This is a genomic window from Noviherbaspirillum phoenicis (assembly GCF_047237965.1).
GTDB lineage: Bacteria > Pseudomonadota > Gammaproteobacteria > Burkholderiales > Burkholderiaceae_D > Noviherbaspirillum_A.
This window is the reverse complement of the sequence record NZ_JBDFLX010000005.1, coordinates 426,248-442,371: the sequence shown is the minus strand read 5'-3', so window position 1 is coordinate 442,371 and position 16,124 is coordinate 426,248. Positions and strand designations below refer to the sequence as shown.

Sequence of the window (16,124 nt, the reverse complement as noted above, 5' to 3'; positions counted from 1 at the left end):
GCTTGGCTGCCCATGCAGGCGCGGACGATGCACACCAGACATCAAGCCGGCGCATGGCACCGGCGATGTTTCCTGGGGCGCGCTCTAATTCCTGTCAGCCGCAAACGTGGCGCCGCTCAGATAAGCATGCTCGGATTCCGGATCCTGCAGATGCAGCGCATGGACCAGCAGCGCCGTATGCGGTGGCAGCATGCATGCCGCTGACATCTGCAGCCGGTATTGCACCGCTCCTTCCTGGTCAAGCTGGTCAATCTCTGCCCGCCCTTGTGCCATTAACCGGTACACGGTGCCGCTTGCGGCGCCGCATACATCGAAGCAGGCGCACTCGCGCAGGCTGCGCCGCTGGGCATCACTGAGCATGCCAAGCAGCATGCACAATGCCTGCCGTTCGCCGCGCCGCTTCGAGTCCTGCTTCGTTGCCGAAGCGCCCCCTGCGGCAGGCTTTCTTCCCGTTATGTACGCGAGCGCCGACCGTAGCAACCCTTGCGCATCCATGACAGAAGCCTGCCATGCCGCAACATCACAATCCTCCCAGCTCTCACCGTGCCCCGGCGTCAATATCACATCGCCCAGGGCAGGGCTGAAACCATCGATGCGCCGGGCGCTATGTCCGCCACTGACGGCAAATGCGTGATAACCCTTGCTGCACAGCTCCGCAAACAGCCTGGCTGCCACGCGGCTGTCATCATGGCTGCCGCGTCGCCAGACAAGCTGTGCGGACACGCCTTCTTCCCCCAGCACCGAGATGCGCCCCGCCAGCCGGTTTCTTTTGCGCGGTACAGTTTTCTCCTTGCACTGCAGGCTGGCAAGCATCGCGGTCATTGGCGGGCCGAAGGTCGACGCGGTTTCTTTAATGCATGCGCAAGAACTGGCATGGTGCCGAATGGTCCTTCTTGTTCTTCGCAACCGGCGTCACCTTGCCGGCGGCCGCTACCTCGCCCACGGTGCGGGCATAACGCAGAAACTCCCGTGCCCGCGACTCGCTCGAAAACTGATAGACGGTGCGCTCGGTCTCGACAATGCGTCCGTTTGAAAAAGCATTCATGATCCACCTCGACGTCGTTCATTGACGCTTTCAGTATCGACGCCGATGTTTCGATTACAAATGACTGCGGTCAATTTTCGCGCAACTGCAGCGCGGGGAAATGGCAATCGGTCCTTGCGGGCCGGGCAAAAAAAAGACCAGTTTCCAGAAAGGATACTGGTCTGCTTGCGGCGGCAACAATTGCCGCCGATATCGGGCCTGCTCAGCTTGCCGCGGGCCTCCTCATGCCGCCTTTTGCAGGCGGACCTGCCCTGCTTCCTCCGCCACCGTACGATCGAGCAGCTTCACCAGCGCATAAGCCGTATCGATATGGGGTGTCGGCGTATCGGTAAGCCGCCCGAGTTCAACCACGGAGCCGACCAATGCGTCCACTTCCGACTCGCGCCCGGCCTCCACATCCTGCAGCATGGAAGTCTTGTGCTTGCCCACTTTTTCAGCGCCGGCGATACGTTTGTCCAGGGTGACCCTAAACTCGATGCCGAGCTTGTTGGCGATTGCCTGCGCCTCCGTCATCATGTTGGCGGCAAGGTCGCGGGTCAGCGGGAACTGGCAGATATCCACCAGGGTGGAATGCGTCAATGCGCTGATGGGATTGAACGTCAGATTGCCCCAGAGCTTGAGCCAGATCTCGGAACGAATATTGTCCAGCACCGGCGCCTTGAAACCGGCATTGGTAAAGCATTCCGATATCCTGGTCACGCGCTCGCTGACGGAACCGTCCAGTTCGCCAAGCGGGAAACGGTCGCCTTCAATGTGGCGCACCACGCCCGGCGCGATCAGCTCCGAAGCGGGATAGACCACGCAGCCTATCACCTGCTCCACCGGGATCTTGCGGGCCAGTGTGCCGGTCGGGTCGACCGTCTGTACCTGGCGGCCTTCCAGTTCGCCGCCATGCTTGTGGAAGTACCAGTACGGGATGCCGTTCTGCATCGTCACGATGGCGGTATCCGGCCCAACCAGCTTGCCGACCTCATCCGCCACCGCATCGAGCTGATGCGCCTTCAACGCCAGGATCACAAGATCCTGCACGCCCGCCTCGCTGTAGCTATCCGTTGCCTTGACATTGGACGCGACATGCTCGGAGCCATCCTGCATGATGAGCTTCATGCCGTTGCTGCGTATGGCTCGCAGGTTGGCGCCCCTGACGATGAACGTCAGGTCCTCCCCTGCCAGGGCGAGTTTCACGCCGACATAGCCGCCGATGGCGCCTGCCCCTATGATTGCTATCTTCATTGCTTTTACCCCATGGTCTACTCGAAACGGTTACGCAGCTTTCCTATGCCGCCGATCTCGACTTCGACGATGCTGCCAGGCTTCATCGAGCCTACGCCGACAGACGTGCCGCACAGGATCATGTCGCCGGGATAGAGCGTCATGTCGCGAGAAATCATGCTGACCAGTTTCTGCACCGGAAACACCATGTCATTGACCGGATAGTCCTGCCGGACCTCGCTGTTGAGCATGGTGCGCACGACCAGCATCGCGGGGTCGAGGCCAGTGGCAACCACCGGGCCGAACGGACAGAAGGTATCAAAGCCCTTGGCGCGCGCCCACTGGGGAAAGGTGGGGTCGCGCTGGATGATGTCGGCCACGGTGACGTCGTTGGCGCAGGTATAGCCGAACACATGATCCAGGGCGTTTTCCTCGGCGACGTCGCTGCAGGTCTTGCCGATGATCACGCCCAGCTCGCCCTCATAGACCACCTTGCCTTCATCGCGCGGCTTCCTGATGGTCTCGCCGGGATTGAGATAGGAGTTGGAAGACTTGATCAGGTAAAGCGGTTCCTTGGGCGGCTGCAGTTCGAGCTTTCGGCCAAGCGCATGGAAGTTGTTCCACAGGGCGATCACCTTGCCCGGCACAACCGGAGTGAGCAGCTTGACGTCGTTCATCGTCGTCGATAGATCGGTCGGGATGGGATCGACCATCATGTCGCCCTCGAAGATCCGGATCTTTTCGCCTTCCAGCGTACCGAAGCAGACTTGACCTTGATGCTGAAACCGCAGCCAGCGTTGAATCATTTGATTGTCCCCTTATGAGTCGGCAGAGCGCCGCGCATGGCATTGAGGCGATGCGCTCTCCCTTATGATGGTGCTGGGCGCGGAGCGGATTCAGGGTCCGCTGCGACAGGCCCAGGCATGAAATAGCATGCTTTTATTGTGTGAGAAGGCCCTGTCCAGTGCCTTGACCACGGTTAAGTTTCCAAATTTCCTTACCGTGAGGCGGCGGTGGACAGGCGTCGTCTCAATGGCCGACCTGCGGCTGCTGCATTTCGGCCCAGTTGACGTTGGGCCTGGCGCGGCCGGATCCCAGCAGCGTCTCGTAGCAGCGGCCCTTGGCCGTGGTAATGGCGTCGACCAGAAATTCGGCGTCATATGCCTTGAGCAGATGCGCCTGGTGGTTACGTAGATAGGAAAGCAGATGGGCCTTTTCCTGGCTGGCCGGCAGCGCGCTTTCGTAATGGTCTGCATCCCAGTGCCATCTGAGGCCGAGTTCATGGAACGCCGCATTGTAGGCACTGCGGTGGATGTCGGCGGCGTCCTGCGCCGTGGTGTCGCTGATGTGAGATGCAAACATCGAAGTCTCCTTATTGAATGCTGTTCAAGCCGTGGCCTGCACAGGCCCGGCGGCAACGGTGTCAGATGCCGATCTCGTGCTTGTGCACTTCGGCCCAGTCGACCATGCAGGCATCCTGGCGGCCACAGGCGAGAATCAGCTCGACCCGGCGGTCCTTTGCCGCCTGGATCGCGTCGACCAGGAAATCGACGTCGTAAGCCGTCAGCAGATGCGGCTGGTGGCTCTCGATATAGCGGCGGATATGCGCACGCTCTTCGTCGCGCGGAATCGGCGCATGGTAGATGTCGGCATCCCAGTGCCAGCGCAGGCCCAGTTCGTAGAAGGCGGCGTTGTAGGCGCTGCGTTGCACCTCTACAGGGGTAGGCATGGCAACGTTGCTGCAAGTGATATCGGTCATGGCTTGCTCCTTGTAATCTGCAATGCGTTATGGGAAACGTCGCGATGTCGACGTCGTTGAAGCGCATCGTAGAGGCAGCAATGCATTAGGTATAGTTAAAGTTTTTATGCATAATGATTACGTATCATTTATACATGGACTTGGCCCGCTATGAAGAACGCCACCCTGCGCCAGTTAAAAATCTTCGAAACGGTGGCGCGTCACCTCAGTTTTTCGCGTGCCGCTGAAGAACTGCATCTGACGCAGCCGGCCGTATCGACTCAGGTCAAGACGCTGCAAGGCCATGTCGGCCTGGTGCTGTTCGAGCATCTTGGCAAGCGCACTTACCTCACGCCTGCCGGCGAGGAGCTGCTGCGCTATAGCCGCGAGATCATCCGTCAGTTCGAGGAAGCGGAAGAAGCGCTCACCCAATTCAAGGGCGTCACAGGAGGCAAGCTCAATGTCGCCGTGATCAGCGCGGGCGACTATTTTTTCCCACGCCTGCTGGTTGAATTCGCGCGGCGGCATGCCGGCGTAACGCTCAACCTCAGCGTTCACAACCGGGAAAAGCTGCTGGGTGATATCGCCAACAACATGACCGACCTGGCGATCATGGTCAGGCCGCCAGAAGACATGGATACCTTGAATGAAGCGTTCGCGCCGCATCCCTACGTCATCGTGGCGCCGCCCGACCACCCGTATGCGAAGCGCAAGCGGATCACGATGGCAATGATCAAGCGCGAGCCTTTCGTGGTCCGGGAAAAGGGTTCCGACACCTGGAACTCGATGGTGGAAAGCTTTGGCCAGCACATCGACGACCTGAACATCGCGATGGAAATCCAGAGCATCGAGACCATCAAGCAGGCAGTGATTGCCGGCATGGGCATCAGCTTCCTGTCCGCGCATACGATCAGCCTGGAGTTGCAGGCGGGCAGTCTCACAGTTCTGGATGTGCAGGGCTTTCCGATGATGCTGAACTGGTACGTGGTGCATCGCCGCGGCAAGCGCTTGCCTCCGGTGGCACAGGCCTTCCGCGATTTCCTGATGAGCGACGGTGCAGCCCTGATACAGCGATTCATCGGCTACGCGCCCGGCCGCTGAAGACATGCCGGGCAGCAGCTTTTGCTGCCTACAGGCCACGATGCTGCCTGCGGGAAGCTGCCAATTTATTCATCTTGTGGAAATTGACCTCGGTCAATGAGAAGGAAATGCCCTCATCGCTATGATGCGGCTACTTAATCGGGGCATGCAGGCAGCAAGTGCAAGGCCTGCACCGACGAGTCGACACGGGCATGCGTTCAAGAATAGCCTGCGAACCACCAGTGCTCGACCTTATCGAGCGCGCCAAATTTTCGACCGAATCCCACAGGAGCAAGCATGTCTTCAGTACTGAAAACGACCGAGACCGACGAGAGCACGCTGCTGCGCGAGCAGAGCCAGCAGGCAGGGCAGGCGCAGGGCGCCGAGCCAGCCGAGCAGACCGACGGCTTCCACGTGCTGCTCGACGCATTGAAAGCCAATGACGTCGAGACCATCTACGGCCTGGTCGGCATCCCCATCACCGACCTGGCCCGCCTGGCGCAGGCCGAGGGCTTTCGCTTCATCGGCTTCCGCCATGAAGCCAACGCCGTCAACGCCGCCGCCATCGCCGGCTACCTCACCAAGAAGCCCGGCATCGCCATGACCGTTTCGGCCCCAGGCTTCCTGAACGGCCTGGTCGCGCTGGCCAATGCCACCGTCAACTGCTTCCCCATGATCATGATCTCCGGCTCTTCCGAGCGCGAGATCGTCGACCTGGCGCAGGGCGACTATGAAGAGCTCGACCAGCTCAATGCCGCCAAGCCCTATGTCAAGGCTTCCTACCGCATCAACCATATCGAGGACATCGGCATCGGCGTGGCGCGCGCCATCCGCGCCGCCGTCTCCGGCCGTCCCGGCGGCGTCTATCTCGACGTGCCCGCCAAGCTGCTCGGCCAGGCCATGGAAGCCGCCGCCGCCCAGCGCTCCATCGTGAAAGTCGTCGACCCCTCGCCGGCCCAGATCCCCGCGCCCGACGCCATCGCCCGGGCGCTCGACGTGCTGAAGAAGGCCAAGCGCCCGGTCATCATGCTCGGCAAGGGCGCAGCCTACGCCCAGGCCGACGCCGACATCCGCGCCTTCGTCGAGCGCACCGGCATCCCCTATCTCGCCATGTCCATGGCCAAGGGCCTGCTGCCCGACAACCATCCGCAGGCCGCCATCGCCGCCCGCTCCTATGCGCTGAAGGAAGCCGACTGCGTGATGCTCATCGGCGCGCGCCTGAACTGGCTGCTCTCGCATGGCAAGGGCCCGACCTGGGGCGGCAAGGACCACAAGGACTGGGCCCAGAAGACCTTCGTGCAGATCGATATCTCGGCACAGGAAATGGATTCCAACGTGCCCATCGACGCGCCCCTGGCCGGCGACATCGGCTCCACCGTCTCGGCGCTGCTGGCCGCCATCGACCAGACCGGCTTCGACAAGCCCGATGCCGGCTGGACCGGCGCCATTGCCGAGAAGCGCGACGCCAACATCGCCAAGATGGCCAAGACCCTGTCGGCCAAGTCCGCGCCGATGAACTTCATGACCGCGCTGTCGGCCATGCGCGATGTGCTGAAGGACAAGCCCGAGGTCTATCTCGTCAATGAAGGCGCCAACACGCTGGACCTGGCGCGCAGCGTGATCGACATGTCCGTGCCGCGCAAGCGCCTGGACTCCGGCACCTGGGGCGTGATGGGCATCGGCATGGGCTATGCGATCGGCGCGGCCGTCACCAGCGGCCAGCCGGTGGTGGCGCTGGAAGGCGATTCGGCCTTTGGCTTCTCGGGCATGGAAGTCGAGACCATCTGCCGCTACAACCTGCCGGTGACGGTGGTGATCTTCAACAACAACGGCGTCTACAAGGGCTGCGACGTCAACCCTACCGGCGGCGCCGATCCGGCGCCCACCGTGTTCGTCAAGGGCGCGCGCTACGACATGCTGATGCAGGCATTCGGCGGCGAGGGTTCCACCGTGAACACGCCCGAGGAACTGTCGGCGGCGCTGGCGCAGGGCATCAGCTCAGGCCGGCCCACGCTGATCAACGTGGTCATCGATGAAAAGGCCGGCACCGAGAGCGGGCGCATCACGCACCTGAACCCGCAGAGCGCGGCCAAGAAGAAGTAAGCACGCAACGTATCGAAGAACATCCGAGAACATCCGGGAACAACCGAGACCAACAAGGAGAAAGACACATGGACAAACCACTGCAAGGCCTCAAGATCATCGACTTCACCCACGTCCAGGCCGGCCCGGCCTGCACCCAGATGCTGGCCTGGTTTGGCGCCGACGTGATCAAGGTCGAGCGTCCGGGCGCCGGCGACGTCACCCGCAGCCAGCTGCGCGACATCCCCGATGCCGACGCGCTGTACTTCACGATGCTCAACTCCAACAAGCGCTCGCTGACGCTGGACACCAAGAAGCAGGAAGGCAAGGAAGTGCTGGAGAAGCTGATCCGCGAGTCCGACGTGATGGTGGAGAACTTCGGCCCCGGCGCGCTGGACCGCATGGGCTTTACCTGGGAACGCATCCAGGAGCTGAACCCGAAGATGATCCTGGCCTCGGTCAAGGGCTTCTCCGAGGGCCACCACTATGAAGACCTGAAGGTCTACGAGAACGTGGCGCAGTGCGCCGGCGGCGCGGCCTCGACCACCGGCTGGTGGAAGGGCGAGAACTCCGAGCCGACCATCTCGGCGGCGGCGCTGGGCGACTCCAACACCGGCATGCACCTGGCCATCGGCATCCTGACGGCCTACATCGGCCGCCAGAAGACGGGCAAGGGCCAGAAGGTGGCGGTGTCGATGCAGGATGCGGTGCTGAACCTGTGCCGGGTGAAGATGCGCGACCAGCAGCGCCTGGAGCGGGTGGGTTATCTGGAAGAGTATCCGCAGTATCCGCACGAGATGGAAGCGTTTGCCGACAAGGTCACGCCGCGTGGCGGCAATGCCGGCGGCGGTGGCCAGCCGGGTTGGATCCTGAAGTGCAAGGGCTGGGAGACCGACCCGAACGCGTACATCTACTTCACGGTGCAGGGCCATGCGTGGGAGCCGATCTGCGACGCGCTGGGCAAGCCGGAATGGAAGACCGACCCGGCCTACACCACGCCGAAGGCACGCCAGCCGCACATCGACGAGATCTTTGCCACGATCGAGGACTTCATCAAGGACAAGACCAAGTTCGAGGCGGTGAACGTGTTCCGCAAGTTCGACATTCCGTGCGCGCCGGTGCTGTCGATGAAGGAACTGCTGGTGGACGAGTCGCTGCGCAAGTCGGGCTCGATCGTGGAAGTGCAGCATCCGGTGCGCGGCTCGTACTACACCATCGGCAGCCCGATCAAGTTCTCCGACCTGAAGCCGGAAGTGACGGCCTCGCCGCTGCTGGGCCAGCATACCGACGAAGTGCTGGAAGAGCTGGGCTACAGCTCGCAGCAGATCGCCGCGATGCACGAGGCCAAGGCGGTCTAAGCAGCTTCCTGGCTTAATTCCGGAATCGCGTCCGGCTTCCGACAAGGGGCCGGACGTTTTTTTTGATCAGTACAAAGGGAAGGAATCATGGAGGCATCGATCGACTTCGAACAATTGCTCAGGGCCATAGGCGACGGCGTGGTGGTGGCAAACGCCGCTGGCAACATCATTTTCTGGAATGCAGCAGCCGAGCGGATATTCGGGTTTAGCGAAGAGGAAGCCATCGGCAAGTCGCTCGACCTGATCATTCCGGAACGCCAGCGCCAGCGTCATTGGGACGGCTATCACAAGACCATGGACACCGGCCAGACCCGCTATGGCCACGACCTGCTGCGGGTGCCCGCCCTGCACAAGGAAGGACGGCCGCTATCGATTGCTTTCACGGTGGCGATGCTCTACACGCCGGACCACCAGGTGTCGGCCATCGTTGCCATCGTGCGTGATGAAACTCAGCGCTGGACGGATGAACGCGACATGCGCAAGCGCATTGCGGAACTGGAAGCAGGCCAGAAGCAGGCAGTGTGAAGAGCAGCCTGGAAAACAAACACCCGCGGCAAGCGGGCGTTTTCTTTTATGCAACGGAGGATCAGCGTCCTGAACCCGATATCGCGGCCAGCCTGGCGCCGCGCACTGGCGCGCCAAGGTTCTTCTCGTACAGGGTCGCGATCATGTCGGACTGGGTGATCATGCCAACCAGCCGGCGCTCCTCGTCCACGACGGGAATGGAATGCAGGCCGGCGTCGGACATCAGCGGCACCAGCTCGACCACAGGCTGTTCCTGATAGGCAGTACGCACGTCCGTGTGCATGATCTGTCCGACGACTTCAGGCTTGATTGAATGGGTATGGCGTATCGGCTGAAGCAGACGCTTCATGCCGCGCCCGAGCAGCGCGTACCGGTCGGCCCTGGCATGGGCGATGAAGTCCGCCTTCGTGATGATGCCCACCACGCGGTTGCCGCGATCAGTCACGGGCAGCGCAGTCAGCCGGTGCTTGTGCAGCATGTCCCACGCCTCCTGCAGCTCGCTGCCGAACATGACGCTGCGCACGTCGCGCGACATCACGTCGGCGCAGCGGGTGATGCCGAAGCGTCGCTGATAGGCCTGCATCTCGGTTTCGACCAGGATGGCCTGCAGGTCTTCACGGCTGATGTCGAGCACCTGGTTGTAGCGCGCCAGCACGGCGTCCAGATCCTCGCTCGTGATGCCAAGGCGAGCGGTCGGGATCGGGTCCCTGGTCTCGTGCCGGGTCGCCGGGTCGGCCTGCACCCGATGCGGATAGCGCCGGCCGGTGGCATTGTTGTAGAACAGCGCCGTGCCGAGCAGCAGCAGCGAATTCAGTGCAACCGGATAGAGGATGAACTGGTAGCCCATTGCATGGATGGCGGGACCGCCCAGCACCGCGGTCAGCGCCACCGCGCCGCTGGGCGGATGAAGGCAGCGCAACATGAACATGGCGCCAATGGCAAGCGAGGCGGCCAGTGCGGCGGCCAGCAGCGGCGTGCCGATCAGCTTGGCGCAGGTCACGCCGATGAAGGCGGCGACCAGATTGCCGCCGATGATGGACCAGGGCTGCGCCAGCGGGCTGGCCGGCACGGCAAACAGCAGCACGGCAGAAGCGCCCATCGGCGCTATCAGCAGCATGGCATTGGCGGGATCGGGAAGGACCGCATAGGTGCACAGGCCGGTAAGGATGAGGCCGAACAAGGCGCCTGCGCAGGCGCGCATCCGTTCAAAGCGGTCAGTCGTTCCCGGAGCGGGCAGAAGGCTGGACAGGAATTCGATTTTCATTCGTATTCTTCGAAAAAACAGGCGTCAGCCGCTCGCGGACGAGTTGAAGATGTCGTGCCGCCCGGCCGCAGCTTGTCGCCGATGGAAATCCTGCGCACAGGCAGCGGCAGGTTGCGTTGGCGGCCGTTGCAGTCCGCGAGTTTCGCGGTTACGCACCCTTAGCTGGAACGCGGGCGTCGCCCAGCGAGGTGCGGCCGTTTCCCTTCGCTGGCGGAAATCATTGTATGAAAACAGGGCTGTTTGTCACATTGACCATGGTCAAGCATGAAAAAATTGGCCAATGTCCGCTGCTCCTGCTGGCGGCAAACGGGTCCTGACCGCGACAGCAGCGTGCGGCGGCAAGCAAAAAGCCCACGCCGGGAAAGCGTGGGCCTTACCGTGCCCGAGTAGAGTGCTTTTGGCCTGCCTGGCTTAGGCGAAACCGAGGCAGTGGCCCTGGAACAAGGGGTAGACAGGGGTTTCGCAAAGCACTGCTTTGCGCCTGCCTACCGGTCTGCGCCTGCAAGCGCAGACGCGCGCTGCAAGCGTGGGGATGAGTCGTAGCGGGCTACGGCGAAGAGCCGCAACGCAGTGCCGGGGCACTGGCCGGTATCGACAAGTTAGGCAGGCCAAAAGCGCTCTATTGGGCACAAACCTCGATGGACCAGTGCTGGCTTGCTGCTCTTTCGGCTCATGCCTGCAGGCGAAAACTGCGACCGCTGCGCCTTGCGGCCGAATGCCCGCTAGCAGTGAACCACGCCAGATCCGTCGCAGCGCGAACAGGGCTCGGTGCCGACACCGTGGCAGGAAGGACACCTGACCGGTTCCGGGTTGGCGCCGGGTGCCATGTTGACGATCGCCTCGCTGTTTTCCTTCGCGACCTTCCCTGTCCCCTTGCATCTGTGACACTGAAGTATGCCGCTGCCATTGCATTTCGGACATGCCGCCATGATCGTCTCCTTTAATCTAATGTCTGACTACAAACGTCTGATCGCATTCGATGCCGGCATGTTCCCCGACATCGCTCCCAGCCTTTCATGGGCGGGCTAAGCCGCAGCCATCAGGCGCCGCACATGCGCGGCTGTGCCGTTGGCCAGCCCTTCCATGCTATATCCCCCTTCCAGTATCGACACGACGCGGCCCTTGCAACTGGCATCCGCAATCCGCATCAGCTCATCGGTTATCCAGCGAAAATCGTCGTCCTGCAGTTCGAGCGCGGCCAGCGGGTCCAGGTGGTGGGCATCGAAGCCGGCGGAAATGATCAGGAATTCCGGTGCAAAGTCGCGCAATGCCGGCAGGATCTCGGCCTCGCTCCTTGCCCTGAACTGGGCAGAGTCGCAGCCGCGCGCCAGCGGCAAGTTCACGATGTTGTGGTCGACGCCGGTTTCATTGCGGCTCCCGGTGCCGGGGTAGAACGGCGACTGATGGCTCGACGCGTAGAACATGCCCGGCTTGTTGAAGAAGGCGGCCTGGGTGCCGTTCCCATGGTGAACATCGAAGTCCACTACGGCGACCCGTGACAGGCCATGGCGCTCGGCTGCATGCGCCGCCGCGATCGCGGCCTGGTTGAAGACGCAGAAGCCCATTGCACGGTCCGGCTCGGCATGGTGGCCGCATGGCCGGGTGGCGCAGAAGACATTGTCCACTTCGCCGGCCATGACGGCATCGACGCCTGCGCAGGCAGCGCCAACGCAGCGCATCACCGCTTCCAGCGAACCGGGCGACATCACGGTGTCGCCGCCGTCCAGCACCAGGTAGCCCCGGCTCGGCGCATTGTCCATGATCTGGTCGATGAAATCGGCGTCGTGGATCAGCGCCACCTGTTCCCGCGTCCCCAGCGGCGCATCCTGCCACTGCAGGGCTTCGAAGCCCGGCGCCTTCAGCGCCGCCAGCACCGCGCGCAGGCGCTCCGGCGATTCGGGATGCCCCGGGCCCGGCTTGTGTTCCATGCACGCGGCATGGGTATAGATACGTGTGGTCATGGCGATTCATGCCGGCGCTCGCGCAGCCGACATTGCCTCCTTTCAGCTAACAGGGCCAGAACATCCGGCGCCGGCGCGGCTGGCCCCGCTGCTGGCCGGCGAAAACGGAAAACGCGTGTGTCAATGGGCATGCGCAGCCAGCTCCAGCAGCTCGGGCTCGAACACCATTCTTTCCTTCCCGGTCAGCAGCAGGAAGTGCTTGCCGGTGCAACGGGTCAGCAGCGACATGCCCAACTGCTGCGCCACCATGTGCCCCATCTCGGTCGTCCCCGAGCGCGACAGCAGGAAGGGAATGCCCATCTGCGCGCCCTTGATCACCATCTCGGAAGTGAGCCGGCCGGTGGTATAGAACACCTTGTCATCACCATCGATGCCATCGAGCCACATCAGCCCCGAAATTGCATCCACCGCGTTATGCCTGCCCACATCCTCGACGAAATAGATCAGTTCGCCGCTTGAGGAGAACAGCGCGCAGCCGTGCACCGAGCCGGCCTGCTTGTAGATCGACTGCTGCAGCCGTATCGTATTGACGATGCTGTACAGCACCGACTGCCGCAGGCGGGCATGCGGCGACAGCACGATGCGGTCGACTTCATCCATCAGGCCGCCAAACACCGAGCCCTGGCCGCAGCCGGTGGTGACCACCTTGCGGGCGGTACGCTCCTCGATATCGGCAATGCCTTTCACCGTTGTGACGGCCACTGCATCGACCGACCAGTCGACCTGCACCGAACGGATTTCCGATATGTCCTTCACCAGCCGCTGGTTACGAAGGTAGCCCAGCACCAGCGCCTCGGGCGCGCCGCCCAGCGTCATCAGTGTCACCAGTTCGCGCTTGTCGACATACACCGTCAACGGCCGCTCGGCCGGTATCGCGATGGTGCTGGCCCTGCCCCGCTCGTCCAGCACCTCGATGTCGTGGGTCAGCGTCGCAGCGGCGCTGGACAGGAAGGGAAGATGCTTCATATCAGTGAAAGCGGATCCGCTTCCCGGTTCCGGACCAGCATTCCTTCAAGCGGACGGCCCTGCCGGTTGGTTTCCACCGCTTCCAGCGCCTGTCCACCGCCATAGCTGCTCTGAGCCGGCGCCTCGCCGCCCGGCGTGATCCGGATCGCGCAGTACTTGAACTCCGGTATCTTGGCAAAGGGGTCCAGGGCGGCATTGGTGAGCCGGTTGATCGCCGCCTCGTAATAGCAGAACGGCACGAACACGCCGCCGCGCGGCGAGCCTTCATCCGCGCGTGCATACAGCGATACCTTGCCGCGGCGCGACTCGATCGTGATCAGGTCGCCGGGCAGGACATTCATCTGCGCCAGGTCCAGCGGATGCACCAGCGCCACCGGGTCCGGCTCCAGCGCGTCCAGCACGGTTGCGCGCCGGGTCATGCTGCCGGTGTGCCAGTGCTCCAGCTGGCGGCCCGTGATCAGCACCATCGGATAGTCATGGTCCGGCCGTTCCGCCGCAGGAATGATGTCGGCCGGCACGAAGCGCGCCCGCCCCGATTCACGCGGGAAGCTGTCGATGAACACGACCGGGTCTCCCGGATCGCCTTCCTTGCGGCAGGGATAGGTCACCGCATTGTCGCGTTCCAACCGCTCCCAGGTAATGCCGGCGATGCTGGGCATGGTATGGCGCATTTCATCGAAGACTTCCGATACATGGCCATAGTCCCACTGCAGCCCGATGCGGCGCGCCAGTTCCTGGATGATCCACAGGTCAGGCTTGGCCTGGCCCGGCGGGTCGATCGCCTGGCGTCCCATCTGCACCAGGCGGTCGGTGTTGGTGAAGGTGCCGGTCTTTTCCGAAAAGGCCGTGGCCGGCAGGATCACGTCGGCAAGGTAGGCGGTCTCGGTCAGGAAGATGTCCTGCACCACCAAGTGGTCCAGCGCGGCCAGCGCTTCCCGTGCATGGTTGGCGTCGGGGTCGGACATGGCCGGGTTTTCGCCCATTACATACATGCCGCGGATATCGCCATGCTTGATGGCATGCATCACTTCCACCACGGTCAGGCCAGGCTTGCCGTCCAGCGTACCGGCAGGCAGCTTCCAGGCCTGCTCGAAGCTGGCCTGCACCGCCGGGTCGGACACATGCTGGTAGTCCGGATACATCATCGGGATCAGGCCGGCGTCAGACGCGCCCTGCACATTGTTCTGCCCGCGCAGCGGATGCAGGCCGGTGCCTGGACGGCCGATCTGACCCGTCATCAGCGCCAGCGCAATCAGGCAGCGCGCATTGTCGGTGCCATGCACATGCTGCGATACGCCCATGCCCCACAGGATCATCGACGACTTCGAGGTCGCATACAGCCGCGCCACATAGCGCAGCGTCTCGGCATCGATGCCGCAGATCGGCGCCATCTTCTCCGGGCTGTATTCCGCCACGTTGGCCTTCAGCTCCTCGTAGCCTATCGTGCGGCTCTCGATGAAGGCCTGGTCCACCAGCCCTTCCTCGACGATCACATGCATCATTGCGTTGAGCATCGGCACGTCGGTATCGGGCTTGAACTGCATCACGCGATGGGCATGGCGTGCCAGGTCGGTGCGGCGCGGGTCGCAGACGATGAGCTTGCTGCCATTGGCCACCGCGTTCTTGATCCAGGTGGCGGCCACCGGATGGTTCACGGTCGGGTTGGCGCCGATGATCACGATGACTTCGGCCTTGGTCACATCCATTACCGGATTGGACACCGCGCCCGAGCCGATCCCTTCGAGCAGCGCCACCACCGAGGAGGCATGGCACAAGCGTGTGCAGTGGTCGACGTTGTTGCTGCCAAAGCCGGTGCGCACCAGTTTCTGGAACAGGTAAGCTTCCTCGTTGCTGCCCTTGGCCGAACCGAAGCCGGCCAGCGTGCCCTTGCCATGAGTGTCACGGATGTCGCGCAGGCGGCCGCCGGCAAAATCCAGTGCTTCTTCCCAGGTGGCTTCGCGGAACACGTCCATCACCCGGTCCGGGTCCATCGTGAAGTCGCCGGTCTTAGGCACGCCTTCGCGGCGAATCAGCGGCACGGTCAGCCGATGCGGATGATGCGCATAGTCGAAGCCATAGCGGCCCTTCACGCACAGCCGGCCATGGTTGGCCGGGCCGTCGCGGCCTTCCACATACAGGATCTTGTTGTCCTTGACGTTATAGGTCAGCTGGCAACCGACGCCGCAATACGGGCAGACCGAGTCGACCTGCTTGTCCGGCACCGACAGCGCGGCCTCGCGAGCCGGCATCAGCGCGCCGGTCGGGCAGGCCTGCACGCATTCGCCGCAGGCGACGCAGGTGGAGTTGCCCATCGGGTCGTCCATGTCGAAGACGATCTTTTCCGCCTGGCCGCGCAGCGCCAGGCCAATCACGTCATTCATCTGCTCGTCGCGGCAGGCGCGCACGCAGCGGGTGCACTGAATGCAGGCGTCGAGATTGACCGCAATGCCCGGGTGCGACAGGTCGGGCGCGACACGTGCCCGCGGCTCGAAGCGCGGCTTGCCTACCGCCAGTTCCTCGGCCCATTCATCGACTTCATTGTGCAGGGTGTAATCGGCTTCCGGCATGTCCGACTGCAGCAGTTCCAGCACCATGCGCTGCGAATGCTGCGCCCGCTCGCTGTCGGTGCTGACCTGCATGCCGGGCGTGGGGCGGCGGCAGCAGGACGGCGCCAGCGTACGTTCGCCATTGATCTCGACCATGCAGGCACGGCAGTTGCCGGCCGGGTCCATGCCGGGCTTGTAGCACAGCCGCGGGATTGATACGCCTTCGCGGTCAGCCACTTCGATGATGGTGTCGGTTGCAAAGGCAGTGACAGGCTGGCCATTCAGCGTGAACTCGACCACGGGCGCGTCGAGCTGGGCAATTTCATTACGGGTAATGGCATTCATGT

The 16,124-nt window shown here is 62.8% G+C and carries 14 protein-coding genes; 4 read left to right on the top strand and 10 right to left on the bottom strand.

What is annotated here, in order from left to right; genetic code table 11:
- Window positions 1–84: 84 nt before the first annotated feature.
- The 6 genes from ABC383_RS27465 to ABC383_RS27440 all read right to left on the bottom strand — a co-directional run bounded on the left by ABC383_RS27465 (window position 85) and on the right by ABC383_RS27440 (window position 4,016).
- Window positions 85–822 (bottom strand): hypothetical protein, encoded by a 738-nt coding sequence (locus ABC383_RS27465; protein ID WP_413019101.1) that lies wholly within the window; start codon window positions 820–822, stop codon window positions 85–87.
- 28 nt (window positions 823–850) lie between these two features.
- Complete coding sequence (locus ABC383_RS27460; protein ID WP_413019100.1) at window positions 851–1,045, bottom strand: hypothetical protein; 195 nt, start codon at window positions 1,043–1,045, stop codon at window positions 851–853.
- 222 nt (window positions 1,046–1,267) lie between these two features.
- A complete protein-coding gene (locus ABC383_RS27455; RefSeq protein ID WP_413019098.1) occupies window positions 1,268–2,278 on the bottom strand; it encodes a 2-dehydropantoate 2-reductase in 1,011 nt (336 codons plus the stop codon).
- A gap of 17 nt (window positions 2,279–2,295) precedes the next feature.
- Complete coding sequence (locus tag ABC383_RS27450) at window positions 2,296–3,063, bottom strand: fumarylacetoacetate hydrolase family protein (RefSeq protein ID WP_413019097.1); 768 nt, start codon at window positions 3,061–3,063, stop codon at window positions 2,296–2,298.
- Between the two features lie 223 nt (window positions 3,064–3,286).
- Window positions 3,287–3,619, bottom strand: a complete 333-nt coding sequence (locus ABC383_RS27445) for an HAD family hydrolase (protein ID WP_413019095.1) — start codon at window positions 3,617–3,619, stop codon at window positions 3,287–3,289.
- Between the two features lie 61 nt (window positions 3,620–3,680).
- The gene (locus ABC383_RS27440) at window positions 3,681–4,016 is read right to left on the bottom strand and encodes an HAD family hydrolase (RefSeq protein WP_413019094.1); all 336 of its coding nucleotides are present in this window, start codon (window positions 4,014–4,016) and stop codon (window positions 3,681–3,683) included.
- A gap of 150 nt (window positions 4,017–4,166) precedes the next feature.
- Between ABC383_RS27440 and ABC383_RS27435 the strand changes: the two genes are divergently transcribed.
- The 4 genes from ABC383_RS27435 to ABC383_RS27420 all read left to right on the top strand — a co-directional run bounded on the left by ABC383_RS27435 (window position 4,167) and on the right by ABC383_RS27420 (window position 9,040).
- Window positions 4,167–5,096: a LysR family transcriptional regulator gene (locus ABC383_RS27435; RefSeq protein WP_413019092.1), complete on the top strand. Its 930-nt coding sequence runs from the start codon at window positions 4,167–4,169 to the stop codon at window positions 5,094–5,096.
- A gap of 276 nt (window positions 5,097–5,372) precedes the next feature.
- Window positions 5,373–7,178: an oxalyl-CoA decarboxylase gene (gene oxc / locus ABC383_RS27430; RefSeq protein ID WP_413019091.1), complete on the top strand. Its 1,806-nt coding sequence runs from the start codon at window positions 5,373–5,375 to the stop codon at window positions 7,176–7,178.
- 68 nt (window positions 7,179–7,246) lie between these two features.
- Complete coding sequence (gene frc / locus ABC383_RS27425) at window positions 7,247–8,515, top strand: formyl-CoA transferase (RefSeq protein ID WP_413018588.1); 1,269 nt, start codon at window positions 7,247–7,249, stop codon at window positions 8,513–8,515.
- An 87-nt stretch (window positions 8,516–8,602) separates the two neighbouring features.
- Window positions 8,603–9,040: a PAS domain S-box protein gene (locus ABC383_RS27420; RefSeq protein ID WP_413019089.1), complete on the top strand. Its 438-nt coding sequence runs from the start codon at window positions 8,603–8,605 to the stop codon at window positions 9,038–9,040.
- Window positions 9,041–9,101: 61 nt separating this feature from the next.
- Here the strand turns inward: ABC383_RS27420 and ABC383_RS27415 are convergent, their stop codons facing one another.
- From ABC383_RS27415 to fdhF, 4 genes are all read right to left on the bottom strand, one after another.
- Window positions 9,102–10,304, bottom strand: coding sequence for an HPP family protein (locus ABC383_RS27415; RefSeq protein ID WP_413019087.1), 1,203 nt, complete (start codon window positions 10,302–10,304; stop codon window positions 9,102–9,104).
- A 1,025-nt stretch (window positions 10,305–11,329) separates the two neighbouring features.
- The gene (locus tag ABC383_RS27410; RefSeq protein ID WP_413019086.1) at window positions 11,330–12,265 is read right to left on the bottom strand and encodes a histone deacetylase family protein; all 936 of its coding nucleotides are present in this window, start codon (window positions 12,263–12,265) and stop codon (window positions 11,330–11,332) included.
- A gap of 120 nt (window positions 12,266–12,385) precedes the next feature.
- Complete coding sequence (locus ABC383_RS27405) at window positions 12,386–13,231, bottom strand: formate dehydrogenase accessory sulfurtransferase FdhD (RefSeq protein WP_413019084.1); 846 nt, start codon at window positions 13,229–13,231, stop codon at window positions 12,386–12,388.
- The gene (fdhF, locus tag ABC383_RS27400; RefSeq protein WP_413019082.1) at window positions 13,228–16,122 is read right to left on the bottom strand and encodes a formate dehydrogenase subunit alpha; all 2,895 of its coding nucleotides are present in this window, start codon (window positions 16,120–16,122) and stop codon (window positions 13,228–13,230) included. Before fdhF ends, ABC383_RS27405 begins: the two co-directional genes overlap by 4 nt.
- Window positions 16,123–16,124: the final 2 nt, after the last annotated feature.

Coding starts and splice junctions, on each gene's coding strand:
- ABC383_RS27405 (WP_413019084.1), bottom strand. CDS start 13,231: ATGAAGCATCTTCCCTTCCTGTCCAGCGCCGCTGCGACGCTGACCCAC.
- fdhF (WP_413019082.1), bottom strand. CDS start 16,122: ATGAATGCCATTACCCGTAATGAAATTGCCCAGCTCGACGCGCCCGTG.
- oxc (WP_413019091.1), top strand. CDS start 5,373: ATGTCTTCAGTACTGAAAACGACCGAGACCGACGAGAGCACGCTGCTG.
- ABC383_RS27410 (WP_413019086.1), bottom strand. CDS start 12,265: ATGACCACACGTATCTATACCCATGCCGCGTGCATGGAACACAAGCCG.
- ABC383_RS27420 (WP_413019089.1), top strand. CDS start 8,603: ATGGAGGCATCGATCGACTTCGAACAATTGCTCAGGGCCATAGGCGAC.
- ABC383_RS27450 (WP_413019097.1), bottom strand. CDS start 3,063: ATGATTCAACGCTGGCTGCGGTTTCAGCATCAAGGTCAAGTCTGCTTC.
- ABC383_RS27465 (WP_413019101.1), bottom strand. CDS start 822: ATGACCGCGATGCTTGCCAGCCTGCAGTGCAAGGAGAAAACTGTACCG.
- ABC383_RS27460 (WP_413019100.1), bottom strand. CDS start 1,045: ATGAATGCTTTTTCAAACGGACGCATTGTCGAGACCGAGCGCACCGTC.
- ABC383_RS27415 (WP_413019087.1), bottom strand. CDS start 10,304: ATGAAAATCGAATTCCTGTCCAGCCTTCTGCCCGCTCCGGGAACGACT.
- ABC383_RS27440 (WP_413019094.1), bottom strand. CDS start 4,016: ATGACCGATATCACTTGCAGCAACGTTGCCATGCCTACCCCTGTAGAG.
- ABC383_RS27455 (WP_413019098.1), bottom strand. CDS start 2,278: ATGAAGATAGCAATCATAGGGGCAGGCGCCATCGGCGGCTATGTCGGC.
- ABC383_RS27445 (WP_413019095.1), bottom strand. CDS start 3,619: ATGTTTGCATCTCACATCAGCGACACCACGGCGCAGGACGCCGCCGAC.
- ABC383_RS27435 (WP_413019092.1), top strand. CDS start 4,167: ATGAAGAACGCCACCCTGCGCCAGTTAAAAATCTTCGAAACGGTGGCG.
- frc (WP_413018588.1), top strand. CDS start 7,247: ATGGACAAACCACTGCAAGGCCTCAAGATCATCGACTTCACCCACGTC.